23 protein-coding genes are annotated in these 23,814 nt (G+C 71.7%); 3 read left to right on the top strand and 20 right to left on the bottom strand.

Going from position 1 to position 23,814, the window contains the following annotated elements; translation table 11 throughout:
- The 6 genes from ACZ4NB_RS20255 to ACZ4NB_RS20230 form a co-directional block, all read right to left on the bottom strand.
- A partial coding sequence (locus ACZ4NB_RS20255; RefSeq protein ID WP_467663309.1) for a hypothetical protein occupies positions 1–181 on the bottom strand: 181 nt, incomplete at its 3' end.
- A gap of 350 nt (positions 182–531) precedes the next feature.
- Positions 532–834: a protealysin inhibitor emfourin gene (locus ACZ4NB_RS20250; protein ID WP_467663307.1), complete on the bottom strand. Its 303-nt coding sequence runs from the start codon at positions 832–834 to the stop codon at positions 532–534.
- 110 nt (positions 835–944) lie between these two features.
- Positions 945–2,153 carry a M4 family metallopeptidase gene (locus ACZ4NB_RS20245; RefSeq protein WP_467663305.1) on the bottom strand — a complete coding sequence of 403 codons (1,209 nt, stop codon included), beginning with the start codon at positions 2,151–2,153 and terminating at the stop codon, positions 945–947.
- A gap of 462 nt (positions 2,154–2,615) precedes the next feature.
- Entirely contained in the window at positions 2,616–3,002 is a 387-nt protein-coding gene (locus tag ACZ4NB_RS20240) for a hypothetical protein (protein ID WP_467663343.1), read from the bottom strand.
- 133 nt (positions 3,003–3,135) lie between these two features.
- The gene (gene glpK / locus ACZ4NB_RS20235; protein ID WP_467663303.1) at positions 3,136–4,650 is read right to left on the bottom strand and encodes a glycerol kinase GlpK; all 1,515 of its coding nucleotides are present in this window, start codon (positions 4,648–4,650) and stop codon (positions 3,136–3,138) included.
- Positions 4,651–4,688: 38 nt separating this feature from the next.
- The gene (locus ACZ4NB_RS20230; protein ID WP_467663301.1) at positions 4,689–5,456 is read right to left on the bottom strand and encodes an IclR family transcriptional regulator; all 768 of its coding nucleotides are present in this window, start codon (positions 5,454–5,456) and stop codon (positions 4,689–4,691) included.
- Positions 5,457–5,617: 161 nt separating this feature from the next.
- On the opposite strand from ACZ4NB_RS20230, the gene ACZ4NB_RS20225 reads away from it, so the two are divergent.
- Positions 5,618–6,040 (top strand): ATP-binding protein, encoded by a 423-nt coding sequence (locus tag ACZ4NB_RS20225; protein WP_467663299.1) that lies wholly within the window; start codon positions 5,618–5,620, stop codon positions 6,038–6,040.
- A 125-nt stretch (positions 6,041–6,165) separates the two neighbouring features.
- Here ACZ4NB_RS20225 and ACZ4NB_RS20220 read toward each other — a convergent pair whose 3' ends face one another.
- A complete protein-coding gene (locus ACZ4NB_RS20220; protein ID WP_467663297.1) occupies positions 6,166–6,453 on the bottom strand; it encodes a putative quinol monooxygenase in 288 nt (95 codons plus the stop codon).
- A gap of 99 nt (positions 6,454–6,552) precedes the next feature.
- On the opposite strand from ACZ4NB_RS20220, the gene ACZ4NB_RS20215 reads away from it, so the two are divergent.
- A complete protein-coding gene (locus ACZ4NB_RS20215) occupies positions 6,553–7,149 on the top strand; it encodes a TetR/AcrR family transcriptional regulator (RefSeq protein WP_467663295.1) in 597 nt (198 codons plus the stop codon).
- Between the two features lie 126 nt (positions 7,150–7,275).
- Here ACZ4NB_RS20215 and rph read toward each other — a convergent pair whose 3' ends face one another.
- Positions 7,276–9,882, bottom strand: coding sequence for a rifamycin-inactivating phosphotransferase (gene rph, locus ACZ4NB_RS20210; RefSeq protein ID WP_467663293.1), 2,607 nt, complete (start codon positions 9,880–9,882; stop codon positions 7,276–7,278).
- A 317-nt stretch (positions 9,883–10,199) separates the two neighbouring features.
- Between rph and ACZ4NB_RS20205 the strand changes: the two genes are divergently transcribed.
- Entirely contained in the window at positions 10,200–10,883 is a 684-nt protein-coding gene (locus tag ACZ4NB_RS20205; RefSeq protein ID WP_467663341.1) for a phosphatase PAP2 family protein, read from the top strand.
- A gap of 22 nt (positions 10,884–10,905) precedes the next feature.
- Here the strand turns inward: ACZ4NB_RS20205 and ACZ4NB_RS20200 are convergent, their stop codons facing one another.
- The 12 genes from ACZ4NB_RS20200 to ACZ4NB_RS20145 are packed head-to-tail and all read right to left on the bottom strand — an operon-like array spanning position 10,906 to position 23,802.
- Complete coding sequence (locus tag ACZ4NB_RS20200) at positions 10,906–12,267, bottom strand: glutamate-1-semialdehyde 2,1-aminomutase (RefSeq protein WP_467663291.1); 1,362 nt, start codon at positions 12,265–12,267, stop codon at positions 10,906–10,908.
- A 7-nt stretch (positions 12,268–12,274) separates the two neighbouring features.
- Positions 12,275–12,826 carry a dTDP-4-dehydrorhamnose 3,5-epimerase gene (gene rfbC, locus ACZ4NB_RS20195; RefSeq protein WP_467663289.1) on the bottom strand — a complete coding sequence of 184 codons (552 nt, stop codon included), beginning with the start codon at positions 12,824–12,826 and terminating at the stop codon, positions 12,275–12,277.
- The gene (locus ACZ4NB_RS20190; protein ID WP_467663287.1) at positions 12,823–14,052 is read right to left on the bottom strand and encodes a polysaccharide pyruvyl transferase family protein; all 1,230 of its coding nucleotides are present in this window, start codon (positions 14,050–14,052) and stop codon (positions 12,823–12,825) included. The genes rfbC and ACZ4NB_RS20190 overlap by 4 nt, the downstream gene beginning before the upstream one ends.
- Positions 14,049–14,996 carry a glycosyltransferase family 2 protein gene (locus tag ACZ4NB_RS20185; protein WP_467663285.1) on the bottom strand — a complete coding sequence of 316 codons (948 nt, stop codon included), beginning with the start codon at positions 14,994–14,996 and terminating at the stop codon, positions 14,049–14,051. Before ACZ4NB_RS20185 ends, ACZ4NB_RS20190 begins: the two co-directional genes overlap by 4 nt.
- Positions 14,993–16,291 carry a hypothetical protein gene (locus tag ACZ4NB_RS20180; RefSeq protein WP_467663283.1) on the bottom strand — a complete coding sequence of 433 codons (1,299 nt, stop codon included), beginning with the start codon at positions 16,289–16,291 and terminating at the stop codon, positions 14,993–14,995. Before ACZ4NB_RS20180 ends, ACZ4NB_RS20185 begins: the two co-directional genes overlap by 4 nt.
- Complete coding sequence (locus ACZ4NB_RS20175) at positions 16,288–17,577, bottom strand: DUF4910 domain-containing protein (RefSeq protein WP_467663281.1); 1,290 nt, start codon at positions 17,575–17,577, stop codon at positions 16,288–16,290. Before ACZ4NB_RS20175 ends, ACZ4NB_RS20180 begins: the two co-directional genes overlap by 4 nt.
- The gene (locus ACZ4NB_RS20170; protein ID WP_467663279.1) at positions 17,574–18,599 is read right to left on the bottom strand and encodes an NAD-dependent epimerase/dehydratase family protein; all 1,026 of its coding nucleotides are present in this window, start codon (positions 18,597–18,599) and stop codon (positions 17,574–17,576) included. Before ACZ4NB_RS20170 ends, ACZ4NB_RS20175 begins: the two co-directional genes overlap by 4 nt.
- A gap of 3 nt (positions 18,600–18,602) precedes the next feature.
- Positions 18,603–19,265, bottom strand: a complete 663-nt coding sequence (locus ACZ4NB_RS20165; protein WP_467663277.1) for a PIG-L deacetylase family protein — start codon at positions 19,263–19,265, stop codon at positions 18,603–18,605.
- On the bottom strand, positions 19,262–20,062 hold the full coding sequence (locus tag ACZ4NB_RS20160; protein WP_467663275.1) for a glycosyltransferase family protein: 801 nt from the start codon (positions 20,060–20,062) through the stop codon (positions 19,262–19,264). The genes ACZ4NB_RS20165 and ACZ4NB_RS20160 overlap by 4 nt, the downstream gene beginning before the upstream one ends.
- Before the next feature lie 13 nt (positions 20,063–20,075).
- Positions 20,076–21,311 (bottom strand): class I SAM-dependent methyltransferase, encoded by a 1,236-nt coding sequence (locus ACZ4NB_RS20155; protein WP_467663273.1) that lies wholly within the window; start codon positions 21,309–21,311, stop codon positions 20,076–20,078.
- The gene (locus ACZ4NB_RS20150) at positions 21,308–22,549 is read right to left on the bottom strand and encodes a glycosyltransferase (protein WP_467663271.1); all 1,242 of its coding nucleotides are present in this window, start codon (positions 22,547–22,549) and stop codon (positions 21,308–21,310) included. The genes ACZ4NB_RS20155 and ACZ4NB_RS20150 overlap by 4 nt, the downstream gene beginning before the upstream one ends.
- Before the next feature lie 2 nt (positions 22,550–22,551).
- Positions 22,552–23,802: an O-antigen ligase family protein gene (locus ACZ4NB_RS20145; RefSeq protein WP_467663339.1), complete on the bottom strand. Its 1,251-nt coding sequence runs from the start codon at positions 23,800–23,802 to the stop codon at positions 22,552–22,554.
- Between the last annotated feature and the right edge of the window lie 12 nt (positions 23,803–23,814).

Genomic DNA, 23,814 nt, shown 5'->3' with positions numbered 1-23,814 from the left:
GCATGGTGAGCCCCAGGCCGGCGGCGGCCACGGTCGGTATCAGCAGTTGGGCGAGCTTCTTGAAGGTGGGGGGTCTACGCATAGCGATGGCCTCCAGGCCGGTCGGCAGCCGTGCGAGGGGCACGGCGGTGGGGGTGCGGACCGTGATGGCACGGGGATTGCGCACTCTCGGAGCTGTCATGCTCGCGGAAAGCGTGACGGTACAATTTCACACTTCACATGGCAGTGAAAGAGGGTGGCAGGTAAAACCCATGGATCTGATATGCCATCAGGAGCGTGCCTGGTAGGGGGTCTTGAGGCTCTCCCCGTGACTCCCCGTCGGGCCGGCACGAGGATGCGGCGCGCGGCACCGGGACGTCTGAACGTGCATCCGGGGCGCCCCGTTTCGTGTCCGGAGGCACCCGTCAGCGTCGTGTCACAGGCAGGGGGTGGAACTCGCAGCCGTCGGCGCGGGCGGCTTCCGCGAAGGTTCCGCAGGCCGCGACGGCGACGATGCGCCCGACCTCCGCGCGGTGCGGGCGCCTTCGCGCGTCACTGCTGCGCGAAGTGCTTCTCCAGCCAACTGAGCAAGGCCGCGAAGGCCGGGGACATCGTGGTGTCCGACTGGGTGAGAACGGTCGAGCGGCCACCGTCCTCGACCGTGACCGTATAGCTCATCGCGTCCCTGGCGCGGCTCGGCCGGTCCGGCGCGGCCGCCGGGACGGCCGCCGCCACCAGCTGCGTCAGCTCGGCGGCGGCGTTCTCGGGCAGGGCATCGGTGTCCAGCACCTTGGGCGGGAGGCCGCGGAGGATCGCCGCCGCCTGCCCGCCGTGTCTGGCCAGCGTCACCTTCACCGTGCACCACCTCCCGGCCGATCGCCCGACGTTCCCTGCCGTTGCGATCGTCCGAGGGCCGGCCCGCATCAACCTCTGACGGTCAACCTCTGACGGTCAGTCGCTGACGGTCACTTGTCCTTCAGCGCGGTCATGTCCTTGGCCAGCCCCGTCACCTGGGCGGTCAGCGCCCCGATCTGCCGGGTCAAGGCTGCCAGGCCGTCCTCCCGACCGACGCCACCGTCCCGCGTTGCCGCCAGGCTCCGCGCCCGGGCGACCCCGGCCGGGACCCCGCTGATCTGGATGCCCACCTCCTGCCATGCCGCCAGCACGGCCAACTGTTCGGCGCTGCCGGCCCGGTACAGTTCCTCGGCCTTCTGGTAGGTGGTGTCCGCGAAATCCTGGAACGTCGTCTCGACGCTGGAAGCCTTGAGGGACTCGTACCAGATGAGTCCGGGAGCCTCCCACGCGAATCCGCCGATGCGCATCGCCGTCAGATAGAAGGCCCTGTTGGGAATGCCGGAGTTGATGTGCACCCCGCCGTTGTCCCCTCGCTCGGTGTCCGGCAGGTTGACGAATCCGCTCATGTGGTCGGGTTGGGGGTCCTTGCCGAACAGGGCGTTGTCGTACGCCTGCCCCGGGGCCTTCATCGAACGCAGGGCATCGGCTTCGATGGTCGGGGTGAACACCTCGGATCCGATCAGCCAGTCCGCTGTCTCGGCCGACTGCTTCAGCGACCACTGCTTGACCAGCGACCCGAAGACATCGGAGATGGACTCGTTCAGCGCCCCGGGCTGATGGTGATAGGCGAGCCCGGCGGTGAACTCGGTTACTCCGTGGGTCAACTCGTGGGCGATCACGTCGAGGGATCTGGTGAAGTCGGTGAAAATCCTTCCGTCCCCGTCGCCGAACACCATCTGTCGTCCGTCCCAGAACGCGTTGTTGTAGTTCACGTCGAAGTGGACGTACCCGTCCAGGCGCATCCCGCCGCCGTCGAGCGAATGACGCTGGAATACCTCGCCGTAGAAATCGCGTGTCGCGCCGAGTCCGTCGAACGCTCGGCCGACCGACTCATCCGCGGACGCCGGCCCCTCCTCCGACTGGGCGAGAACAGCGAGGGGGAGAAACCGGCCCTTTCGGCAGTCGAAGATGGTCCGCCGGCCGTTGCCAGGGGCGGCGGCGCCGGTGAAGGACGCCCGGACCGCCCGCTCACCCCGCAACCGAGAGGTGGCCAGCAGGGTGTCCAAGGCAGCCTGGCGCACCTCGTGTTCGTCACTTTCCAAGAGCTGATGGAGAAGGTGCGGGGGGATGATGCAGTTGAGGCGGCGGGTCCTGCTCATGGGTACCTCCTACACGAGAGGAACGGCGGTCCACGCCCTTTGCGGAAGGTCTCAAGAAGCACCGCGGATGCGCATCGTCGGCTGCGCCGGTGCGGCAGCAGCGAGGGAAGCATCGACGTCGACCAGCTCCGTTTCCAGCGGCAGGGCCACGCTGTTAGCAACAGTCTCCTGCCGGTCATGGTGACTGGCAAACGCAGCGCCGACCTTGCCGGAGCGGTTCGCTCGACGGCTTCGAGCCCGCAGGCAGCGGCGGCTCCGGAAGCCGCTCTTCTCCCTCTTGCGGGGGACGGTGGAGATGGGTCATGTCGGCGATGCCGAGGGGAGCCGCCGCGGCGAGGATCACGCCATGACCCAAACCATCGCCTTCACCGCGGCGCCACTCCTCGTCACCGTCTACGCGGGCTGCCGCTTCCTGGACGGCCTGGACGGCGAGCGCGGACCCGGCCCGGCCTGGACGACCGGTCACCTCGCGTTCCTCGCCGCGTTGATCCTCTTCGTGCCGGTGTTTCCGCCGCCCCGCTCGCTCCGCAGCCGCTGTGGTACGGAGTCCTCATCGCGTTGCACGGGATGGCGTCCGTCTCCCCACCCCGGGTGCGGATCCCGGTCTTCCTGGCGATCCGCGCGGGCGGCCTCGCCTCGGTCGGTTCGCCGGACACCGCGACGCGCGGCGTCGTCCTGTACGTCGCCGCGTACGCGCTCGGCCGGGCCTCCGCCGGCTCCCGTGCCGAGGCGGCCGCGCTGGCCGAATGCGCCGCCCGCCTCGAACGCGATCGCCAGGTGGACGAGGAGCGCGCCGCCGAACGCGAACGCGCCCAGATCGCCCGGGACATGCACGATGTGCTGGCCCATTCGATCAGCCTGATGGTCGTCCAGGCCGAGGCGGGGCCCGTGGTGCTGGGCACCGACCCCGCCCGGGCGTTCCCGGGCGGCTCACGAACTGAGCCGCTGCTCGGATCGCGCCCCGCGCCAAGGAGACGAGCCGTCAGGGCGAGTTCGGCGGCGCGATCCAGCCGAGTGACCGCTCGACCGCCCGCTGCCAGTTCTCGTACTCCGACTGCCGCCGCCGGGGGTCCATGTCCGGCAGCCACTGGGCGGCCCGGTGCCAGTTGCGGCGCAGGACTTCCAGGTCGGGCCAGTAGCCGGCGGCGAGCCCGGCGGCGTAGGCGGCGCCCAAGGAGACCGTCTCGACGGCCATGGGGCGCACCACGGGCACGTCGAGCACATCGGCCAGGAACTGCATGAGCAGGTTGTCGGACGTCATGCCGCCGTCCACCTTCAGCACCTTGAGGGCGAGCGAGGAGTCGGCGTTCATGGCGTCGACCACCTCCCGGGTCTGCCAGCCGGTGGCCTCCAGCACGGCCCGGGCCAGATGCTCCTTGGTGATGTACGAGGTGAGGCCGACGATGACGCCGCGGGCGTCGCTGCGCCAGTGCGGCGCGTACAGGCCGGAGAACGCCGGGACGATATAGCAGCCGCCGTTGTCCTCGACGGCGCGTGCGAGGGTCTCGATCTCGGGGGCGGTGCTGATCAGCCCCAGCCGGTCGCGGAACCACTGGACCAGTGCCCCGGTGACGGCGATCGGGCCTTCGAGGGCGTAGACCGCGGGCTGGTCCTCGATCTTGTAGGCGACGGTGGTGAGCAGCCCGTGCCGGGACCGTACGAGGTCGGTGCCGGTGTTGAGCAGCAGGAAACTGCCGGTTCCGTAGGTGCACTTCGCCTCGCCCGGGGCGAAGCAGGTCTGCCCGAACAGCGCAGCCTGCTGGTCACCGAGTGCCGCGGTGATCCGCACGCCCGGGAGGACGGCACGGGCGGCGCCGTAGGTCTCGGCCGAGGAGCGGATCTCCGGGAGCATCGGGCGGGGGACGCCGAAGAACTCCAGCAGCTCCGTGTCCCAGTCGAGGGTGCTGATGTTCATGAGCATGGTGCGGCTGGCGTTGGTGACGTCGGTCAGGTGCATACCGCCGGCCGGCCCGCCGGTGAGGTTCCAGATCAGCCAGCTCTCCATCGTGCCGAACAGCACCTCGCCGTCCTCGGCGCGCTGCCGCAGCCCGTCGACGTGGTCGAACAGCCAGCGGATCCGGGGGGCGGAGAAGTACGTGGAAGGGGGCAGACAGCAGCGCCGGAGGAAGAACTCGTCCCCGGGCCGGCTTCTGAGCTCCTCGACCAGCGGGGCCGTACGGGTGTCCTGCCAGACGATCGCCCGGCCCAGCGGGGTGCCCGTACGGCGGTCCCACAGCACGGTCGTCTCGCGCTGGTTGGCGATCCCGATGGCGGCGACCTCACCGGGGGCGACATCGGCGTCGGAGAGCGCCTGCGGCACCACGCGCTGGAGGGTGTGCCAGATCTCGACGGCGTCGTGCTCGACCCACCCGGGCTGGGGGAAGTGCTGCTGGTGCTCCCGCTGGGCGACCGACACCAGCCGCCCCTGGTGGTCGAACAGGATGCACCGGGTGGAGGTGGTGCCCTGATCGATGGACATCACATACCGCTCAACCATGATCAGCCTTCCGTTACGGTGCACAAGGGCGGCGGGGCTCACCAGCGGGCGGCTCCCAGATCTCGGGAGATCGCCCGTGCCGCGTGGCGGACCTGGGTCACCAGGGCCGGCTGCGGCACCCCTTTGGAGTCGCAGATCCGCTCGACCGTGCCGGAGATGCCGATGGCGCCCACCACGATGCCGCCGTGGCCCCGTATCGGCGCGGCGATACCGGCCTCGTCCGTGATCATCTCTTGTACTTCGGCGGCCCACCCCTGCTCCCGGACCTCGGCGAGCGCCTGGGCGAGGCGCTCCGGGGCGACCAGGGTGTGCCGGGTGTACGCCTCCAGCCCGGCCTCCGCGGCCGGCTCCAGGGGCACACTGCCGAAAGCCAGCAGCACCTTGCCGAGCGAGGAGGCGTGCAGGGGCAGCAGGGCCCCCACGTCCAGGGTCTGGAGGGTGTCGTCGGGGCGGAAGACGTGGTGGACGATGAGCACCTGGCCCTCCAGGGGCGCGCCCAGGCGGACCGCCTCCCCGCTGCGGGCGGCCAGGGCGTCGGCCCAGTTGATGGACCGGGACCGCAGCTCGTTCACGTCGAGGTAGCTGGTGCCCAAGTGCAGCAGCGCCGCTCCGAGCTGGTACTTCCCGGTCGCCGGGTCCTGCTCGACGAAGTCGAGGTTCTGCAGGGTGCGCAGAATGCCGTGGGTGGTGCCCTTCGCCAGTCCGAGCGACGCGGCCACCTCACCCAGCCCGAGCCGACGGGGCCCGCTGGCGAGCAGACGCAGGATCGCCGCCGCCCGTTCGATCGACTGGACCGGGCCGGCCATGAGGCAATCGTAGTCCCGCGGTCGGCATCTTCCGGTGTCGATGGCCTCCGCGGGCTGGCGTTCGGTAATGCCGACCGGTGTTCATTGACCGCCTCCACCGTTCCTCATAGCGTCCCTCTCAAGCCCGGCGTCCAGCCGGTAGGGGCCTCGGAGGAGGCAGCATGACGGCACAGCTTGATGCGGTGGTTCGGGAGGCGGTGGAACACGTCCTTCCGCTGCCGCACATCCCCGAGGCCGTCTCGGTCGTACGCCGGCGGGCGCGTACGGTCCTGGCGGACTGGAACCTGGCCCCGGACCTCGCCGAGGACGCGCTCCTGGTGATCTCGGAGCTGATCACCAACGCGGTCGTGCACGCCCTGCCGCCGGCGGTGCTGCGGCTGTCACTGGCCGTCGACGGGCGCAACGCGCTGCGGGTCGAGGTCACCGACGCGGGGCCGGCGGCGGCGTGCGGGCGGCGGGTAGCCGAGCCCTGCTCGGGTGAGCGCGGCCGCGGGCTCGGCATCGTCACCGCCCTGGCGGCCGAGTGCGGCACGCGGGCCCATGCGGGCGGTATCACACGGTGGGCGGAGCTCCCCGCGGCGTGAGCCGGTAGGCCCCGGCCGGCCCGGTTCCGCCCAGACGGCCTGGGCACCACGTTCCTGCGCTCTGGTCCGTTCCGGGGGGCGCAGCGGTTGGCGGAACTCGCCTGCCCGGCCGCCCTGTCGGCCTTCTAGCGCGACACGAGGAAGTGGACCTCGCGGGGCCTGACCTCCAGGTCGCTCAGGCCGTCGGGTGTCGCGCCCATCTCGCGGCCGACGTCGGCCGCCGCCGAGAACGCCTCCTCGGACTCGTACGCGCCGGTGGTGACGACGGCGCTGCCGTCCGGGGTGACCCAGACCCCGACGGACAGGAAGCCGGGTTGGCGCCGCGCCGCCTCGGCGACCCGGTGGCAGTCGCGAACGAACTCCTCCAGGTGCTCGGGGGCGGGGTAGTGGAAGGCAACGAAACCGAATGACATGAGGTGTCCTCTCCCGGGTTATACGATGCCGTACAACGCGAGCCTAGGGCGTTATACGGCTCCGTACAACAGGTTCGGCAGGGTTGAGGTGAGGCACAGATGGGCGCATTGCGTACACCGCGCGAGAAGTGGGTCGAGGCGGGGCTGGAGGCGCTGGCAGCGGGCGGGGTGGACACGGTGCGGGTCGAGGCGCTCGCCAAGGCGCTGGGGGTGACCAAGGGCGGCTTCTACGGGTACTTCGCCGACCGCGACGCACTGCTGGCCGAGATGCTGGACACCTGGGAGCGCGAGAGCGTCGACGACGTCATCGACCGGGTCGAGCGGGAGGGCGGCGACGCCCGGGACAAGGTCCGCCTGGCCGGGCAGCTCACCTTCTCCAGCGACCGCCTGCTCCCCATCGACCTGGCCATCCGCGAATGGGCCCGCCGCGATGACGCCGTCGCCGACCGCCTGCGCCGCGTGGACAACAAGCGCATTCAGTTGGCGCGCGACGCGATCGGTACCTTCTGCGCCGACCCCGAAGAGGTCGAGGCCCGTGCCCTGCTCGCCTTCTGCACGGCCATCGGCAGCCACTTCCTCGCCGCCGACCACCCTGGCCGCACCCGCGCCCCGGTCCTCGCCCGCGCCGCCGACATCGTCCTCGACGTCCCGCGCGGCAAGCCCGCTGGGCCGCGGCCCCCGGTGGCCGGCATGTAGGCGTGGTCTCCCGCACGGCGCGGCTCCGCCACCACTGCGCGCTCTGGAGCGCCCTCGGGTGACCACGGAGACGACCGCCGTGCGGGTCCGCCACGGTGTCAGTGGCGTTCTCGTCCGAGTGGTCGGTCAGGAAAGGATCTCGACGTACCCGTCCGTTCCGTGCACCCGGATCCGTTGCCCGTCCCGGATCAGCCGGGTGGCCTGCTCCACGCCCACGACGGCCGGCAAGCCGTACTCGCGGGCGATCACCGCGCCATGGGTCATCAGCCCGCCCACCTCCGTCACCAGGCCCTTGATTCCGACGAACAGCGGCGACCAGCTGGGGTCCGTGAAGGTCGTGACCAGGATGTCGCCCGCTTCGAGATCGGCCTCCGCCATGTCGAGGATGACGCGGGCCCGTCCCTCGACGGTCCCGGCGGAAACCGGTAGGCCGACCAGGGCGCCGGCCGGTACGTCGTCGCGCCGATACGCCCCGGTCAGGGCCTCACCGTCCGAGGTGAGCACGCGGGGCGGTGTGAGCGCGTGGTACGAGCGGAACGCGTCCTTGCGCTGCTGGATGAGCCGGTCGTCCACCTCGTGCGAGCGCACGGCGTCGTGGAACTCCTGGAACGTGAGGTAGAAGACGTCCTCCTTCTCGGGAAGCACACCTGCCCGCACGAGGCGCTCGGCCTCCTCCAGCAGGGCCTGCTTGTAGACGAAGTAGCGGCTGACGATGCCGTACTTCGGGTACTCCCGGTACCCGATGAAGGTTCGGACCCGGTCGATCATCCGCTTGGCCTCGTCGGCCTTCCGGTCCCCGTCCGGCAGGGCACGCAGGCGGGACAGCACGTCCTGTTCCTTCTGCTGCGCCTTCTGCCGTCCTTGCTCGAAGTGCCGTGCCGCGGCGCCCGGTTCAAAGTTCCTGACGTTGTCGAGGATGACGGGCACAAGCGTGGTGGGGCGCTCGCGCCAACGCGGCCGCGTGATGTCGATCTCGCCGACGCAGCGCATGCCGTACCGGTCGAGGTAGACCTCGATGGCGTCGCGGGCCTGGATCCCGCCCGCGAGCTTCGCCAGTTCGTCCAGGAAGCCCTCGTCCTCGACGTCCTGGAGGAACGCCACCACTTCCGGATGCGGGCGGATCACGTCCGCGACATCGAGCAGCGCCAGCCCCATCTCCGACGTGACGTTGTCGGGGGCGGACAGCGTGAGCGTGTCAGCCGCGTTCTTCTCGCCCAGCCACTCCTGCAGCTTGTCGTTGAGCCACCATGTGGCCTCCATCCCCGCCATGATCACCTGCATGCTCAGCGGATCACTGAGGACCCGCTTGTGCTCCTCGAATGCCTCCAGCAGGAAGTCGAACAGCGCCGGTCCGGTCTTCGTCCGGATGTCGCGCTCCAGGGCGGCGATCGACGCCCGGCTGCGCTCGATCAGCTCGGTGACGATGGCCGGATCGGTCTCGATCGGGGCGGCGGACGCACCGCCGACCGGCGGCCCGCCGGGACCCGTGTCCGGGAGCGACGGGACGAAGTCCCCGCGGTCGAGGACGGTCTCCAGCGCGTCCCTGATCAGCGGATCGCCCCGGCCCACGACGTCCAGGAGACCGGCGCGGCTCGCGGGCGACGCCAGGCGCCGGGTGACGTCGACGAACAGCCTCCCGCCGGCCTCGTGCATCGCCACCATGGCCGTCAGCTGCCACATGGAGTACCCCAGGGGCTTCATGGGGTCGGTCATCATCTGCCCATGGCCGACGGAGACATAGACGTGGTTGTCCTGGTCGTCGGCCTCGGGGAGGGGGAACAGCGTGGTGATCGGACGGCTCTGCACGATCTGGAAGCCGTCATCGGCCAGGCACCATTCGATGTCCTGCGGGCGCCCGAAGTGCGCCTCGATCCGCCGCCCGAGCTGCACGAGCTCCACGACCTGCGCATCCGTCAGCGCCGGCTGCTCCTGCCGCTGCGAGTCGATCGCCACTTCCTGCGTACCGCCGGCCGCCAGGGCGTGCACGGCGCGCTGCTTGGCGGCGATCGCCTTGGCGACGATCTCGCCGTCTCGCACCTTGAAGACGTCCGGGTTCACCAGGCCGGAGACCAGGGCCTCGCCGAGGCCGAAGCCGGCGTCCACGGTGGCGACCGTCCGGTTGCCCGTGACGGGGTCGGCCGTGAACAGGATCCCGGCCGCATGCGGGACGACCATCCGCTGCACGACCACGGCCATGTGCACCGTACGGTGGTCGATGCCGTTCTGCCGGCGGTAGGTCACGGCCCGCTCGGTGAACAGCGAGGCCCAGCACCGGCTGATGTGCTGGAGGATCGCCGTCGGCCCCACGACGTTCAGGTAGGTGTCCTGCTGGCCGGCGAAGGAGGCCGTCGGCAGGTCCTCCGCCGTCGCGCTGGATCGGACGGCGTAGGCGGCCTGCTCGCCGAGCCGGGCGAGCGCGCGGGTGAGGGACGCCGCGAGATCGCCCGGGAGGGCAATCCCTTCGATGGTCCGGCGGATCTCCGCGCTGAGCGTGCCGATCGCCTCCCGGTCGTCCGGGTCCACGCGCGACAGCCGGTCGAGCCGATCGTCGATCGACGGCGCCTCCGCCAAGATCCGCCGGAAGGCGTCCGTCGTCACGCAAAAGCCGTCCGGTACGCGGATGCCCTCGATCCGCGACAGCCCGCCCAGGTGCGCACCCTTGCCGCCGACGACGGCGACCTGGGTCTCGTCGACCTCTTGAAGATCCACCACATACGCGTACCGCTCGTTCACTGCGCTGCCTCCGCCCCGAGCGCCCGCAGCCGCCCTGTCAGTCCCACCACTGGTTCGACGTGACCGCGTCCCCCATACATCGACAACATCACACGCACGTCGTGCCCTCATTTCCGCAGGTTGTGGCTTCGGTCGATGATTCTGCGCCGTGACCCGGGCCTTGCCGCAAGCCCCCCAGTGCGCTATAGCTTGGTAGTGGCAGGGAGAGAGATCTCCCTGCCTTTGCCTTGAGCGAGTGGCCGCGGGGCGGTTGTGGTCGCTGAGGGTGGGTCGGACACGACGGGGGGCTCGCGTTGGATCGACCGGCCGGAGCGGGCCTGGAGGTCGGCCAAGGCCGAACGGCGCCCGCGGCGCTGCCCGCCTCGCTGCGCGCGTGGCTCGGGCGGATTGCGGCCCTCGCCTCGTTGGTGGTGGTCGCGCTCGGGGTCCGGTATGCCGGCCACCGTGAGCCTGGCGCGGTGGACAGGTGGATCGTCCTGCCGACGGCGGACAGCGTGCGGCCGCCGTGGCGGTACGTCGCTCTGGCCCTGGACTTCCTGGGAGAGCCCGCCGGGTCGGTGACGCTGATCGCGGCCGCCGTCGCGGGCTGCCTGCTGCTTCGGTGTCCTCGCGCCGCGGCGTTCGTCGTTGCCGGGGTCGGGATCACCGTGGGGACGGGGACGCTGCTCAAGCACCTGGTGGGACGCACCATCCACGGCGACGACAACCTGTCCTACCCGAGCGGGCATACCGCCTTCTTCACCGCGTTCGCCCTCGTGATGGCCCTGCTCGCGACCGGCCGGCTCGGCCTCGGCAGGGCGGCCGGCACCTCACTCGTGCTCGCCGCGGCGCTGGTTGCCGGCGCCGCCATGGGATGGGCGCAGGTCGCCCTGGGCGCGCACTATCCGACCGACGCCCTCGGCGGCTGGTGCACCGCGCTGGTGGTGGTACCGGCGACCGCGTGGCTGGTCGACCGGATGGCCGACGGAATGGCCGGCGTCGGCCGGCGGGAGCGCCCCTGACGGCACGTCACGTCACATGCCTTCACGCCAAGCGGCGGAACACCGGCTTCACCGGTCGTCCGGCCAGCCAGGGAGTGGGGTCGGCGGCGTCAAGCGCCTTCCGGTACACCGCACATGCCTCGGCGACCACGTCGACGGTGTGATCGATGTCGGCGTCGCCGAGCGCGCTGCTCACCACGAACGACGGGGCCAGCACCCCGCCCGCGAGGAGCCGGCGCAGGAACAGGGTGCGGTACTGCTGCGACGGCTGCCCGGTCTCGTCGAGGGTGGCGAAGACCAGGTTGCTGGCCCGGCCCCGGACGACGACGTGGTCGCCGATGCCCATGCTCGCCGCGGCGTCCCGGACACCGGCGGCCAGCCGCTCGCCGAGCGCGTGCAGCCGCGCGGTGACGCCCTCCTCGACGTAGGTGGTCTGCACGGCCATCGCGGCCGCCAGCGAGTGCGTTTCCGCGCCGTGCGTGGTGGACAGCAGGAACACCCGGTCGTCGGAGTGGCGCAGCCCGCCCCGTTCCATCAGCTCGCGGCGCCCGGCGAGCGCGGAGACGGCGAACCCGTTGCCCAGCGCCTTGCCGAACGTGGAGAGGTCGGGGACGACGCCGTACAGGCCCTGGGCGCCCGCCTCGGACCAGCGCAGGCCGGTGATCATCTCGTCGAAGATCAGTACACAGCCGTGCCGGTCGGCCAGTTCGCGCAGGCCGGTGAGGTAGCCGGCGGGAGGCTCGGTGTGGGTGGCCGGTTCGAGGATCAGGCAGGCGACCTCGCCCTGGTGCCGGGTGAGCAGCTCCTCCGTGGCGGCCAGGTCGCCGTAGGGGAAGGCCACGGTGAGGTCGGTGGTCGCCGCCGGAATGCCGGCCGACATCGGCGTGGTGCCGATGAACCAGTCGTCGACGGAGAAGAACGGATGGTCGGCGCAGACGGCCACCCGCGGGCGCCCGGTGACGGCGCGGGCGAGCCGCACCGCGGCGGTGGTGGCGTCGGAGCCGTTCTTCGCGAACTTCACCATCTCGGCGGTCGGCACCGTGGCCAGGAAGCGCTCCGCGGCCTGGACCTCCACGATCGACGGGCGGACGAAGTTGCCGCCGCGGTCGAGTTCGCGCCGTACCGCCTCCAGCACGCGGGGATGGGCGTGGCCGAGGCTGACCGACCGCAGACCGGAGCCGTACTCGATGTAGCGGTTGCCGTCGACGTCCCATACGTGGGCACCGCGGCCGTGGCTGATGACCGGGGCCAGATCCTCGGGGTACTGGTCGTCCCCCTTGGCGTAGGTGTGCGCGCCCCCGGGGATCAGGGCGTGCAGCCGCTCGTTCGCCTGCTGCGACCGGGGCAGGCGGAACTCCGCGGTCCCTTCGGCGCGTTCGGTGTGCTCGGTGCGTTCGGTGTCCACGCCGACCTCACTTCTCCTTGTGCTTCAGGGCCTCGGCGAGGCTCGGCGCCTCGCGGTCCCGCTGGGACATCGATGTGGCCGGCAGCGGCCAGGGGATGGCGAGCTCCGGGTCGTCGAACGCGATCGTCACGTCCTCGGCGGGATCGTGCTCGCGGTCGATCCGGTACGAGGTGTCGGCGACGGCGGTCAGCGCCTGGAAGCCGTGCGCGCACCCCGCCGGGATGTACACGGTCGCCTGCGTCTCGCCGGACAGCTCGAAGAAGGCCCGGTTACGGTATGTCGGCGAGTCCGGGCGCAGGTCCACGACGACGTCGAAGATCTGCCCGTACGAGCACCGCACCAGCTTCGCCTCACCCGCGCCCGAGCGCAGGTGCAGGCCGCGCAGCACTCCACGGACCGAGCGGGACACGCTGTCCTGGACGAAGGCGTCCGGGTCGAGGCCCACCGAGCGGACCACGTCGGCGTCGAAGGTGCGGCAGAAGAAGCCGCGTTCGTCGGCGTACGGCGTCGGCTCGAAGAGGAACGCGCCGTCGATCTCGGGGACTTGGGTCGCTTTCATGGAGTCTCCTGTCGGGCGCGGGCGCCTGCTCGGGCGGGGGCGGCCGCCGGGAACAGGGCGGTCAGGGCGTGGAACTGGTGCTCCAGGCGCCGGGCGGCGGCCTGGTTCTTCTCGGCGAGGGTCTCCCGCAGCTCGGCCGACCGCTTCTCCAGCGCCCGGAACTGCTCAAGCAGCCGGTCGGCGTCGACCTCGCGCGCCGGGTGGCAGTACGCGCCGAGCCCCATGCCTTCCATGAGCGCGTCACTCTTCGCCGCATAGCTCAGGGCGAGCACCGGTGTGCCGGTCTTCAGCGCGCAGATCAGGTTGTGGTAGCGGACCGCCACCACGGTGTCGGCGGCCGCCATCTCCCTCATCAGGTCGGCCAGTGCGGCCGGTTCGGCGGCGGTGACCAGCGGCGAGTCCACCGCGTCGAGGATCGCGGCGACCACCGACGCGTCGCAGGTGTCGCCGGTGAGCAGCCGGACCGGCCTGCCCTCCTCGACCAGCGCGCGGACGAACCGGGTCGTCCCGTCGAGGTAGCGCCGGTGGATCTCGTCGGCCCGGGCCCGGTCGTCATTGCCGCCGTGGAAGTCCATGACGCCGACGCAGACCGTCCCGGGCGGGCCCGAGGGCCCGCTCGCCGCCGGTGTCGGCAGGGCGAACGCCAGGTCGGGGTAGACCTCGTCGCGCGCGGTGTCCACGCCCATCGCCCGCATCGCGTCGCGGGACTGGGCGTCCCGGTACGAGCGGTACGCGGCCAGCCGCGCCGACCAGCGCACCAGGGCCCGGGTCGGCCGGTTGCCGATCTCGGCGGCGCCGACGCTGACCAGCGCGACCCGGGTGCGCAGCAGTCGGCCGCTGGCGCACAGCAGGAACAGTGCGTACGGGAAGCCCCACGGCCGCAGCGGCAGCGTGGCCTCCAGGACACCCATGCCCGGCACGATCACCACGTCGTGCCGCCGCACCCAGGCGGCGGTGCGGAAGACGTCGACGAGTTTGCCCAGGCCCTTGCTGGCGACGGCGCTGGCGCGGGACGCGGTCCGGTACTCCCCGCGGTACCAGTGCAGCCGCGTCGCGGGGATCCCGAACCGGGTCGTCACGGCCTCGGGTCCGCCGCACAGGGCGTCCACGGCCGCGTCCGGGTGCTCGGTGCGCAGATACCCGAGGACGGCCTCCAGCGAGCCGTCGTTGCCGAGGTTGCCGGAGCCGAGGAGGCCGAACACCCCCACGCGTGTTGCCGGCTTCATGCCCGCCGCCCCTCGCGGCCCGCGACGAGGGCGTCGACGGAGACGGTGAGCAGGTCCGGGTCGATGGGGGCGCGGTCCTCGACCCGCTCGCCGGCGCCCGGCCGAACCCGGCTGGTCATCCAGGCGGCCATGTGGCGGTAGCAGGCGCTCCGGTCGGCCGGGGACAACGGCGCCCGCCGGATCGCCGCGGCGAAGCCCCAGATGTACTCGGCGAGCAGCCGGGGCGTCGGGTGCAGCGGACCCGCCCGGCGCGGGTCCAGGTTGACGCACCGGGAGCGCTTGGAAGGGTTCGCCCGCTCGGCGCGGTTGGGGTGGTCGCGGCGGAAGTACAGCAGCTCCGGCACCTGGTGGAAGCGCCCGTGCAGGGTGATCTCGGCGACGAACGTGCGGTCCGCGTGGTGGTAGCTGTCGAGCGGCTTCACCCGGCGGAGCACGTCGGCCCGCATCACCCCGTAGAAGTCGTCGCCGCCCGGCTCGAACAGCAGGCTGCGGAAACGCTCCGGCGCGTGCGGGGAGCCGGTGGCGAGCGTGTACTCGTAGGGGACCGTCACCTGGCCGTCGCCGTCGATGACCGCCTGGTCGGCGTGCGCGAGGATGACGTCGGGCCGTTCGTCCAGCGCCTCGATGCAGCGCCGCAGCAGATCACGGGCGTAGAGGTCGTCGTGCGAGGCCCACTTGAACAGTTCGCCGCGGCACTGGGTGAACACGTAGTTGTGGTTCGGCGTGGCGCCGACGTTCCGGAGCAGCCGGATGTACCGGATGCGGGAGTCCTGCGCGGCGTACTTGCGGCAGATGTCCTCGGTCCCGTCGGTCGAGGCGTTGTCGGAGATGACCAGCTCGAAGTCCTCGTAGGTCTGGCCGAGCAGGGCGTCGAGCGATTCGGCGAGGTACTCCTCGCCGTTGTACACGGGCAGGCCGATGCTCAGCCTGGGGTGGGCGGTCATGGCGTCCTCACTTGTGGAAGGGGATGGTGCCGGTGCTCGCGGAGGGCGGACCGCAGTTGCAGCCACCACACGGCCGAGGCGCAGACGGTCGCGGCGGCGACGCCCCAGGCCGAGCCGACGGTGCCGGCGACGGCCGCACCGCCGAGTCCGCCGCCGACGTAGCAGGCCGAGGCGAACAGCTGGCAGCGCAGGCTGCGTCGGGCCGCGGCGAGGGCACGCAGCCCGGCCGCCGCGCCCGTGCCGAGGCCCGCGCCCGCGACGCCGAGCGTGACCATCACGATGAGCTGCGAGGCGGAGGGCCATACGCCGCCGAGTGCCAGCTCGCCGAGCCGGTCCGGCATCAGCAGCAGCGCCCCGCCCCAGAGCAGTGCGGCGGCGGCCTGCCCGCCGCCCAACAGCAGGCAGAACCCGCCCAGGCGGTGCGGGGCCTGCCGCAGCACCCGTGCCGCCTCCGGGACGGTGACCAGCGACAGGCCCATCAGCACCGCGAGGAACGGGCCGAGCAGCAGCTCCGCGCCCCGGACCGCACCCACCGCGCCGACCCCGACGATCGCGCCGAGCCCGTAGGCCCGGAGCTGGCTCGCGCCGCTGAGGGCGACGTTCTCGACCAGGTACCGGTAGCCCAGGTCGCGCTGCTCGCGAAGCCAGCCGCGCGCCTGGGACATCCGGGGCCGGATGCCGGACTGGAGGCATCCGTACGCCGCGGCCACGGCCGCGGACGCGCCCCAGGCGAGCACGAAGGCGGCCACACTGCCCACGCCGGCTGCCACCACCATGGCCGGGACGAGCGCGACGCCCCACACGAGGTCGTTGACGAACGCCTTCCGCCCGGTGCCCGCGGCGAAGAACGCGAACCGCCAGGCGTCCTGCAGCAGCAGCGCGGGCAGCACGACGCCGAGGCAGGCGAACGCGGGCCCCACGCGTCCGCCGAGCGCGAGCCCGCCCACCAGGCACACGGCGCCGAGGACGGCACCGAGGCCGAGCGCCGTGCCCGACGACCGGGCCACCGCCGCGCGCCAGGACGCGGTCGGCACGCCGCTGAAGCGCACCACGAGCGGGTCGGTGGCCAGGCCGCGGGAGACGTTGAGCACCACGCCGTAGGTCACCCAGGCCAGGCTGAACACGCCGAACGCGGCGACCCCCAGCGAGCGGGCCACATAGATCCCCACCGCGAAGTTGGAGATGCTGGAGGCCGCCTGGTCGGCCAGTCCCCAGGACAGCCGGCCGGCGAGGGCCCGCCAGGCGGATCCGGCCGGTGCCGTCGTCGTCTCCTCCTCGGTGGTCATCGGCGTCATGCCTTGATTAGCCCGGCGGCGCCCAGCGCGCCGGCCGCGACGGCGACGGTGTCGAACGGCAGCCCGGACCGCTCGGCGACGTCCAGCAGACTGTGCTCGCCGTCGGAGAGGCTGAGCACCCAGAGCATGGCCATCTGGGCCTGCTTGGTGTCGCTGCGGCCGCCGAGCGCGTCGTACAACCCGCGTCGGCCCAGCTGTGGTTCGCCGTAAGGGCTGAGGTTGAGGTACCTCCTGTTGCGGTCGAGGACGGCGAACGCCTCGCGGCACACGGCGAGCGTGTCCGCCATCGCCTCCGGGGAGACGAAGTCCGGGTTGTCCGCCGAGGTGTGGTACTCGGGGTAGCCGGCGTACGGGGTCCGGCTGAGCGAGCCCACGCCCAGGTTGAACCCGGGTGAGCAGAACTGCCGCTCGTCGTAGCCGTACGGGGTGAACTCGGCGACGTGGTGCGGGCGTTCGGAGGCGGCGAGCACATGCCGCATCACCCGGTCGATCTCCGCGTCGCCGCGTCTGCTCTGCTTGTACGTCAACCGACCCCGGTCACCGGCGCAGGCCAGCACCAGCCCGTGCTCGACCCGGTCGATCCGCTCCGCGTTGCGCGCCAGCCAGGTGATCGCCCCGATGGTGCCGGGCGCGAAGAGGAACCGGTAGGTGTAGTACGGCGATTGCTCCGCCAGCGCCTTGGCCAGGAACGTCGCCACGGCGATGCCGGCCAGGTTGTCGTTGGCCAGCGACGGGTGGCAGACGTGGCAGGAGACGATCACCTCGTCGGGGACCTGGCCGGGGACCACATGCTCGGCGTAGGTGAGGTGTCCGTCGGCGAGTGTGGAGTCGATGCGGACCTCGTACTCGCCGTCCGGCAGCGCGTCCAGGGTCTCCTGGGCCAGGCAGAACCCCCATTCCGGCTTGTAGTAGCTGGTGCGGTAGGGCACCCAGGTCGGGTGGTCCGGAAGCGTGTGCAGGTGCGCGCGCAGCTCGGACAGGGGCAGGGTCGCCGACACCGGCACGCTGTAGCCGAGCACGTGGAGGCTGGACGCGGCGAAGTCGACGACCCGGTGGCCGGTGGCGTCGGCGATGTACGCGTCCCGGATGTTCCACTCCTGCGGCACCGTCCAGTCGAGCACCTGCGTCCCGGTCGGCACCTCGTGCACCTGCAACGGGAGGTACTCGCCGACGATGTCCAAGGTGGCGCGCACCCCGTCGCCGGTGATGCTCCGGCACAGCGGGTACAGCCGCTCCACCAGCGCGTGCATCTCTTCGCCGACACCCTCTTTTCCACGTGTGGTCATCGGCGCCGCCGCAGGGTGTCGTCGACGGTGCCGGCGTCGGACGCCGCGCGCAGCACGGCGAGGCGGGTGAAGCGCTGCTCGAAGTCCTCCCGGGCCAGCCCGTGCTTCCGGTAGGCGTCGGCGAGTTCGAGGGCGCCCTGCTTGACCGTCCACTCGCAGTCGAAGCCGGGTACGGCCGTGCGGAACCGGGAGAAGTCCACGCGGTACGAGCGCGGATCGGCGCCGGTCTCCCCGGTGATCACCACCTTCGACCCGGACACCGCCTCGGCGACCTGCTCCGCGATCTCGGCGACCGTGACGTTGTTGGTCTCGCTGCCGATGTTGAACGCCCGGTCGTGCACCGCTTCGCGCGGCGCGGTCAGCGCGGCCGTGAAGGCCCGCGCGATATCGGCGGCGTGCACCAGCGGGCGCCAGGGGGTGCCGTCGGAGAGCACCAGCACCTCGCCGGACAGCAGTGCGTGGCCCACCAGGTTGTTCAGCACGATGTCGGCGCGCAGCCGGGGCGAGTAGCCGAAGGCGGTGGCGTTGCGCATGTACACCGGAGTGAAGTCGTCGTCGGCCAGCTCGTGCAGGTCGTCCTCCACTCGCACCTTGGACTCCGCGTACGGGGTCACCGGGCGCAGCGGAGCGTCCTCGCCCACCAGGTCGTCGCCGCCGGCGGCGCCGTAGACCGAGCAGGTCGACGCGTACAGGAAGCGTCGCACTCCGGCGTCGCGGGCCAGCCGGGCCAGCCGTACGGACGCGTGGTGGTTGATGTCGTAGGTGAGCTCCGGCGCCAGCGATCCCAGCGGGTCGTTGGAGAGCGCGGCCAGGTGGATCACGGCGTCCACCCCGGCCACGTGTTCGGCCGTGACGTCGCGCAGGTCCACCCGGTGCCCCGGCGGGTCCACGGGCGGCGGGCCCAGCACACAGTCGGCGAACAGGCCGGCGTCAAGACCGACGACCTCGTGCCCGGCGGCCGTGAGGACCGGGGCCATCACGGTGCCCAGGTAGCCCTGGTGTCCGGTCAGCAGTACGCGCAAGGTTCATTCCCCCAGGTTGAAGGTGCTCAGATGGAGCGTGAGTTTGGTGATGGCGAACGCCTCGGCGTAGCGCGCGTGGCATTCGATGCCGCGGATCCGTGCCAGACCGAGGAATGCCTCCCGGTCGTACCAGGGGCGGTGCCGCTGCGAGGGGTAGTGCTCCTGCAGCAGCCGCACCTTCTGTTCGGCGATCTCGGGCGACAGCGGCTGGTACGCCGCGAGGCGGCCGAGATCGCCGTCCCATTTGACGATCTCGTAGCCCAGCACGAGATGGTCGCGGAATGCGGTGGGGACCAGTTGCGCCAGGCCGCGGTGGTCCTGGTGCGCGTCATCGGTGCGCGGGGCCAGGATCAGATCCGGGTCGGTCTGGCCGCGCAGTTCCTCGATCGCGGCCTTGGCCTCGTCCCAGTGCACGGGCAGCCGGCCGTCCGGCAGCTTGAGCACGGTCAGCCGTAGATCGGCGCCCGGGCAGAAGGCGGCGAGCGCGGCCCGCTCCTCCTGCTCGCGCTCGCTGCCGCCGCCGGAGAGCACCAGTGCGTCGATACGGATACCCGGCCGCGCGCGGCACAGCGTCAGCAGCGTGCCGCCGGCGCCGATGGCGATGTCGTCGCAGTGCGCGCCCAGCGCGACGACCCGGTCCAGGCGCTCGGCCCCGAGCCGGATCATGCGATCGCCCCCACCGCGGCGCCGTCCCGTTCCCACACGGCCCACGGGCGGTCGCCCCGGGCGTAGGCGGCGTCGAGCGCGGCCCGCTCCTTCACGGTGTCGGTCGGCTTCCAGAAGCCGCGGTGCCGGTGCGCCACCAGCCGCCCCTGCTTGGCGAGTTGGGCGCAGCCGTCGGCGACCAGGTCCCCGTTCTCCGGTATGTGGTCGAAGACCTCCTGGCGGAGCACGAAGTAGCCGCCGTTCTCCCACAGCGGCAGTTCGCTCACCGCGGTGATGCCCCCCACCAGGCCGTCCTCGCCCAGTTCCACGCAGTGGAACGAGGACTGCGGCGGCACCACCATCATCGACGCACCGGCGTCGCGCCGGTCGAAGGAGTCGATCATCTCCGGCAGCGGGGCGTCGGTGAGCACGTCGGCGTAGTTGGCGAGGAACATCTCGTCGCCGTCCAGGTGGTGCCGCACCCGGCGCAGCCGCTCCCCGATCGGCGACTCGACACCGGTCTGCGCGAACGTGATCGTCCAGTCGGAGATGTCGGTGGACAGCAGCTCGGTCCGCCCGCCCCGCAGCACGAAGTCGTTGGACGTCGTCTCCTCGTAGTTGAGGAAGAAGTTCTTGATGTGGTGGGCCCCGTAGCCGAGGCACAGGATGAACTCCGTGTGCCCGAAGTGCGCGTAGTAGCGCATGACGTGCCAGATCAGCGGTCGTGGGCCGACCATCGCCATCGGCTTGGGCACGTCGTCGGCGGCACCGCTGCGCATCCGCATCCCGTAACCGCCGCAGAACAGGACGACCTTCATGCTGCTACCTCTTTCACGACGTGACCTCGACGATGCTCAGTTCCGGGATGGGGAAGACCAGGCGGCCGCCCCAGTCGTTGACGAAGGACAGCTGCTCGACCAGCTCGGCCCGCAGGTTCCACGGGAGGACGAGGACGTAGTCCGGCCGGTCGGCGGCTATCTGCTCGGGCGGCAGGATCGGGATCCGCGTGCCCGGGGTGAACCTGCCGTGCTTGTAGGGGTTCTTGTCGACCGTGTACGGGAGCAGGTCGGGCCGGACGCCGCAGTGGTTGAGCAGGGTGTTGCCCTTGCCCGGGGCGCCGTAGCCGACGACCGTCTCGCCGCGCTCGGCCGCCTCGATGAGGAACGTCAGCAGGTCCCGGCGCACCTTGGCCACCCGGGCGGAGAACTCGGTGTACCCCGACAGCTCCTGCAGCCCGGCGGCCTTCTCCCGGGCCAGCACGTCGGCCACCTTCTGGGACGGCTCGCCGGCCACCTCGGCCGGCCGGGCCCACAGCCGGATGGAGCCGCCGTGCGTGGGCAGCAACTCGACGTCCACGAGCGCGAGTCCGCCGCTCTCCAGGGCCCGGATCGCGGACGCGACCGTGTAGTACTGGAAGTGCTCGTGGTAGATCGTGTCGTACTGGTTCTCCTCGATCAGGGTCAGCAGATGCTGCACCTCGATGGAGACCCAGCCGTCGTCGGCGACCAGGGCGCGCAGCCCCCGGGTGAACCCGACCACGTCGGGGATGTGCGCGTAGACGTTGTTGGCCACGACCAGATCCGCCGGGCCGTGCTCGGCGCGGACGGCCGAGCCGGTGTCCGGGGACAGGAACTCGGTGAGCGTGGGCACACCCGCGTCCCGTGCCGCCGCGCCGACGTTCACCGACGGCTCGATGCCGAGGCAGCGGATCCCCCGGTCCACCACGTGCCTCAGCAGGTAGCCGTCATTGCTCGCGACCTCGACCACGAAGGCGTCGGGGCCGAGACCCGCCTTCTGCACGGCGTCGGCGACGAACGTGCGCGCGTGCTCCACCCATGAGGTCGAGAAGGAGGAGAAGTACGCATACTCGCTGAACGTCTCCTCCGGCGTGATCAGCGGCGGAATCTGCGCGAGCCAGCAGTCGGTGCAGACCCGCAGGTGCAGCGGGTACGCCGGCTCCGGCCGGTCCAGTTGGTCCGCGGCGAGAAAGCTCTCACATGGTGGCGTCGCCCCGAGATCGACGACGCTCGCCATCGCTTCCGAGCCGCAGAGTCGGCATCGTGTCATCTACTGTCCCCATCCCCCCTGTTCGCGCGGGTGTCCCCGCCGCGAGCCAGTGCCGACCGCCCCGCGATCGCGGTGCGGTACTCCTCCACCAGGCGCTCCAGCCCGACGGCCGGGCTGAAGCCCTGTTCGTAACGGCGCCGGGCCGCCTGGCCCATCTCCCGGTTGCGGGCCGGCTCGGCCGCGAGCCGGCGTATGCAGGACGCGAGCGAGGCGACCTCGCCCGGCCGGTGCAGCAGCCCGGTCACCCCGTCCTCGACGAGTTCGACGAAGGCGCCGTGACCGGCGGCGACGACCGGGACCCCGGCCGCCATCGCCTCCACGACCACCAGACCGAACGCCTCCAGCCAAGTCGAGGGAGCCACCACGGCGACCGACCGCGCGATGGCCTTCTGGCACTCCGCCGTGTCGTACAGGCCGACGTAGCGCACGTCGTCCCGGCCCGCCGCCCAGGCGGTGACCTCCGCCTCCAGTGGTCCCGTGCCGGCGATCGCGAGCGGCACGCCCACACCGCCGCTCGCTGAGATCTCGTCCCACGCGGCCATGAGCAGCCGCACGCCCTTGGCCTCCGCGAGCCGGCCGAGATAGAGCAGCTGCTCGCCGGCCCCCGATCGGCGGGCGTCCGGATCGGGCACGAAGTTGTGCTTCACCGCCAGCCGCTCGGCCGGCATACCGGCCCGCACCAGGACGTCGCGCTGCGCCGCCGAGATGCAGAAGAACCGCTCCACGCCGGACCACCACCGCCGCCGGTTGACCGACAGGCTGACCGCGAGCGGCACCGTCGCCAGGCGGGAGCCGCGGTAGCAGCCGTGCCGGACGGCGGGCAGCGGCGCAGAGCCGACGCATTCGGTGCACGGCCGGCCGTCCCGCTGCAGCGTGCCGGGCGGGCAGACCTGGGTGTAGTTGTGCAGCGTGGCGACCGCGGGCACGCCGGCGTCGGCGCAGGCGGCCAGCACCGCGGGCGACAGGAGCGGGAAGACGTTGTGGACGTGCACCACGTCCGGCCGCCGGGTGCGCAGCCGGGCGGCGAGCTCCGTGCGGACCGCCGGGTTCCACGGCACCAGCAGCGGCACCGCGGCCTTGCCCAGCAGGGACCGGGCGGCGATGTCGTCGCTGCGCCGCTCGAACACCTCGACCCGGTGGCCGGCCGCGCGCAGCAGCCCCACCTCCTGGTCGACCACCTTGTTCTCCCCGCTCGGCTGCGCCGAGGAGTAGCGGTTGTGCACCACGAGGACATGCATGCTCAGGTCACCTCCCGATCCCGGGCCCAGCGCGGGATACGTCGTCGGGGGACTTCGGGTGTGGGGAGGGGCGGGACCGCGGCGGGTGCCGCCAGCAGCGAGGCGGCCAGCGCCAGATGCAGCAGATACGGCGAGGCGTCGCCCAGCCCCGCCTCGGTGTACGACGCGATCGCGCAGTAGCTGATCAGGAAGATCGCACAGGCCCTCGGCAGCGACGGCGGCCGCAGCAGCGCGACGCCGCCCAGCACGATGATGAGCGCCGCCACCAAGGCGACGCCGATCAGCCCCTGTTCCTGGTAGACGGCCAGCCAGCTGTTGTCGATCGGCAGCCCGCCGAACGACTTGTCGCCCAGGCCCGCGCCGAACAGCTGCTCCGAGGTCGTCCGGGGGGCTGCCAGCAGGGCGTCCCAGACCTTCTGCCGACCGGTGAGACTGGAGAGGTTCTCCTGGCTCTGTCCGCGCAGGAACCACGTCTGGAGCGCGGCGGCGAACCCCACCGCTGCCACGATGGCGCACGGCACCGCCCAGGCGAAGAACCGGCGGGCGGCGGCGCTGGTCAGGACGAGCGAGCCGATCGCCAGCGCCAGCCCGATGAACAGGCCGAGCGTGGCCGTCCGGGTATGGGTCAACGCGAGCAGGACGAGGGACGGCACGATGACCACCGCCGCGCCGGCCCGGTCGGTCCAACGGCCCAGTACGAGCAGCACGGTGAGCCCGATGATCACCGCGGCGTACTGCCCGATCTGCGGCGGGGTGAGCGGCCACAACGCGCCGACCAACCGCCCGCCGTAGAGCTCGGGCATCGCCGCGCCCGGCGAGATGACCGCGCCGGCGGCCACCGACCCGAGCACCGCGAAGTACATCCGGATGTGGTGCCGGACGAAGGCCGGGCCGCCGTCCCACCATCGGCTGAGCAGCCACAGCGTGCCGACGAAGAGGGCCAGCCGGACGCAGCGGAACAGCGCGCCGAACCCGGACTCCAGGTTCGCGCTGGAGATCACGCTCGGCACCAGCAGCAGGGTGAGCAGGAACAGGTAGGCGCCGGGTCGGATGCGCAGCCGGACATTGACGGCGAGCGCCAGCGCGAACGCGGCGACCAGCGCGCCCATGGTGACCAGCTGGATGAGGGAGCGGGGCAGCGGGACGATGGTCTTCGCCCCGGCGGAGCCGAGCGTGTTGAGGATCAGCAACCCCCAGGCGATCCCGACGATCCTCGGTGCGCCGGCCGGGTGCGGTGCGGCGCCCGGCCGCATGCCCGCGGTATC

Source organism: Streptomyces sp. NPDC026575 (assembly GCF_055567415.1).
Note: the sequence above shows the minus strand (reverse complement) of the source record. Positions and strands in the feature narration are given on the sequence as shown.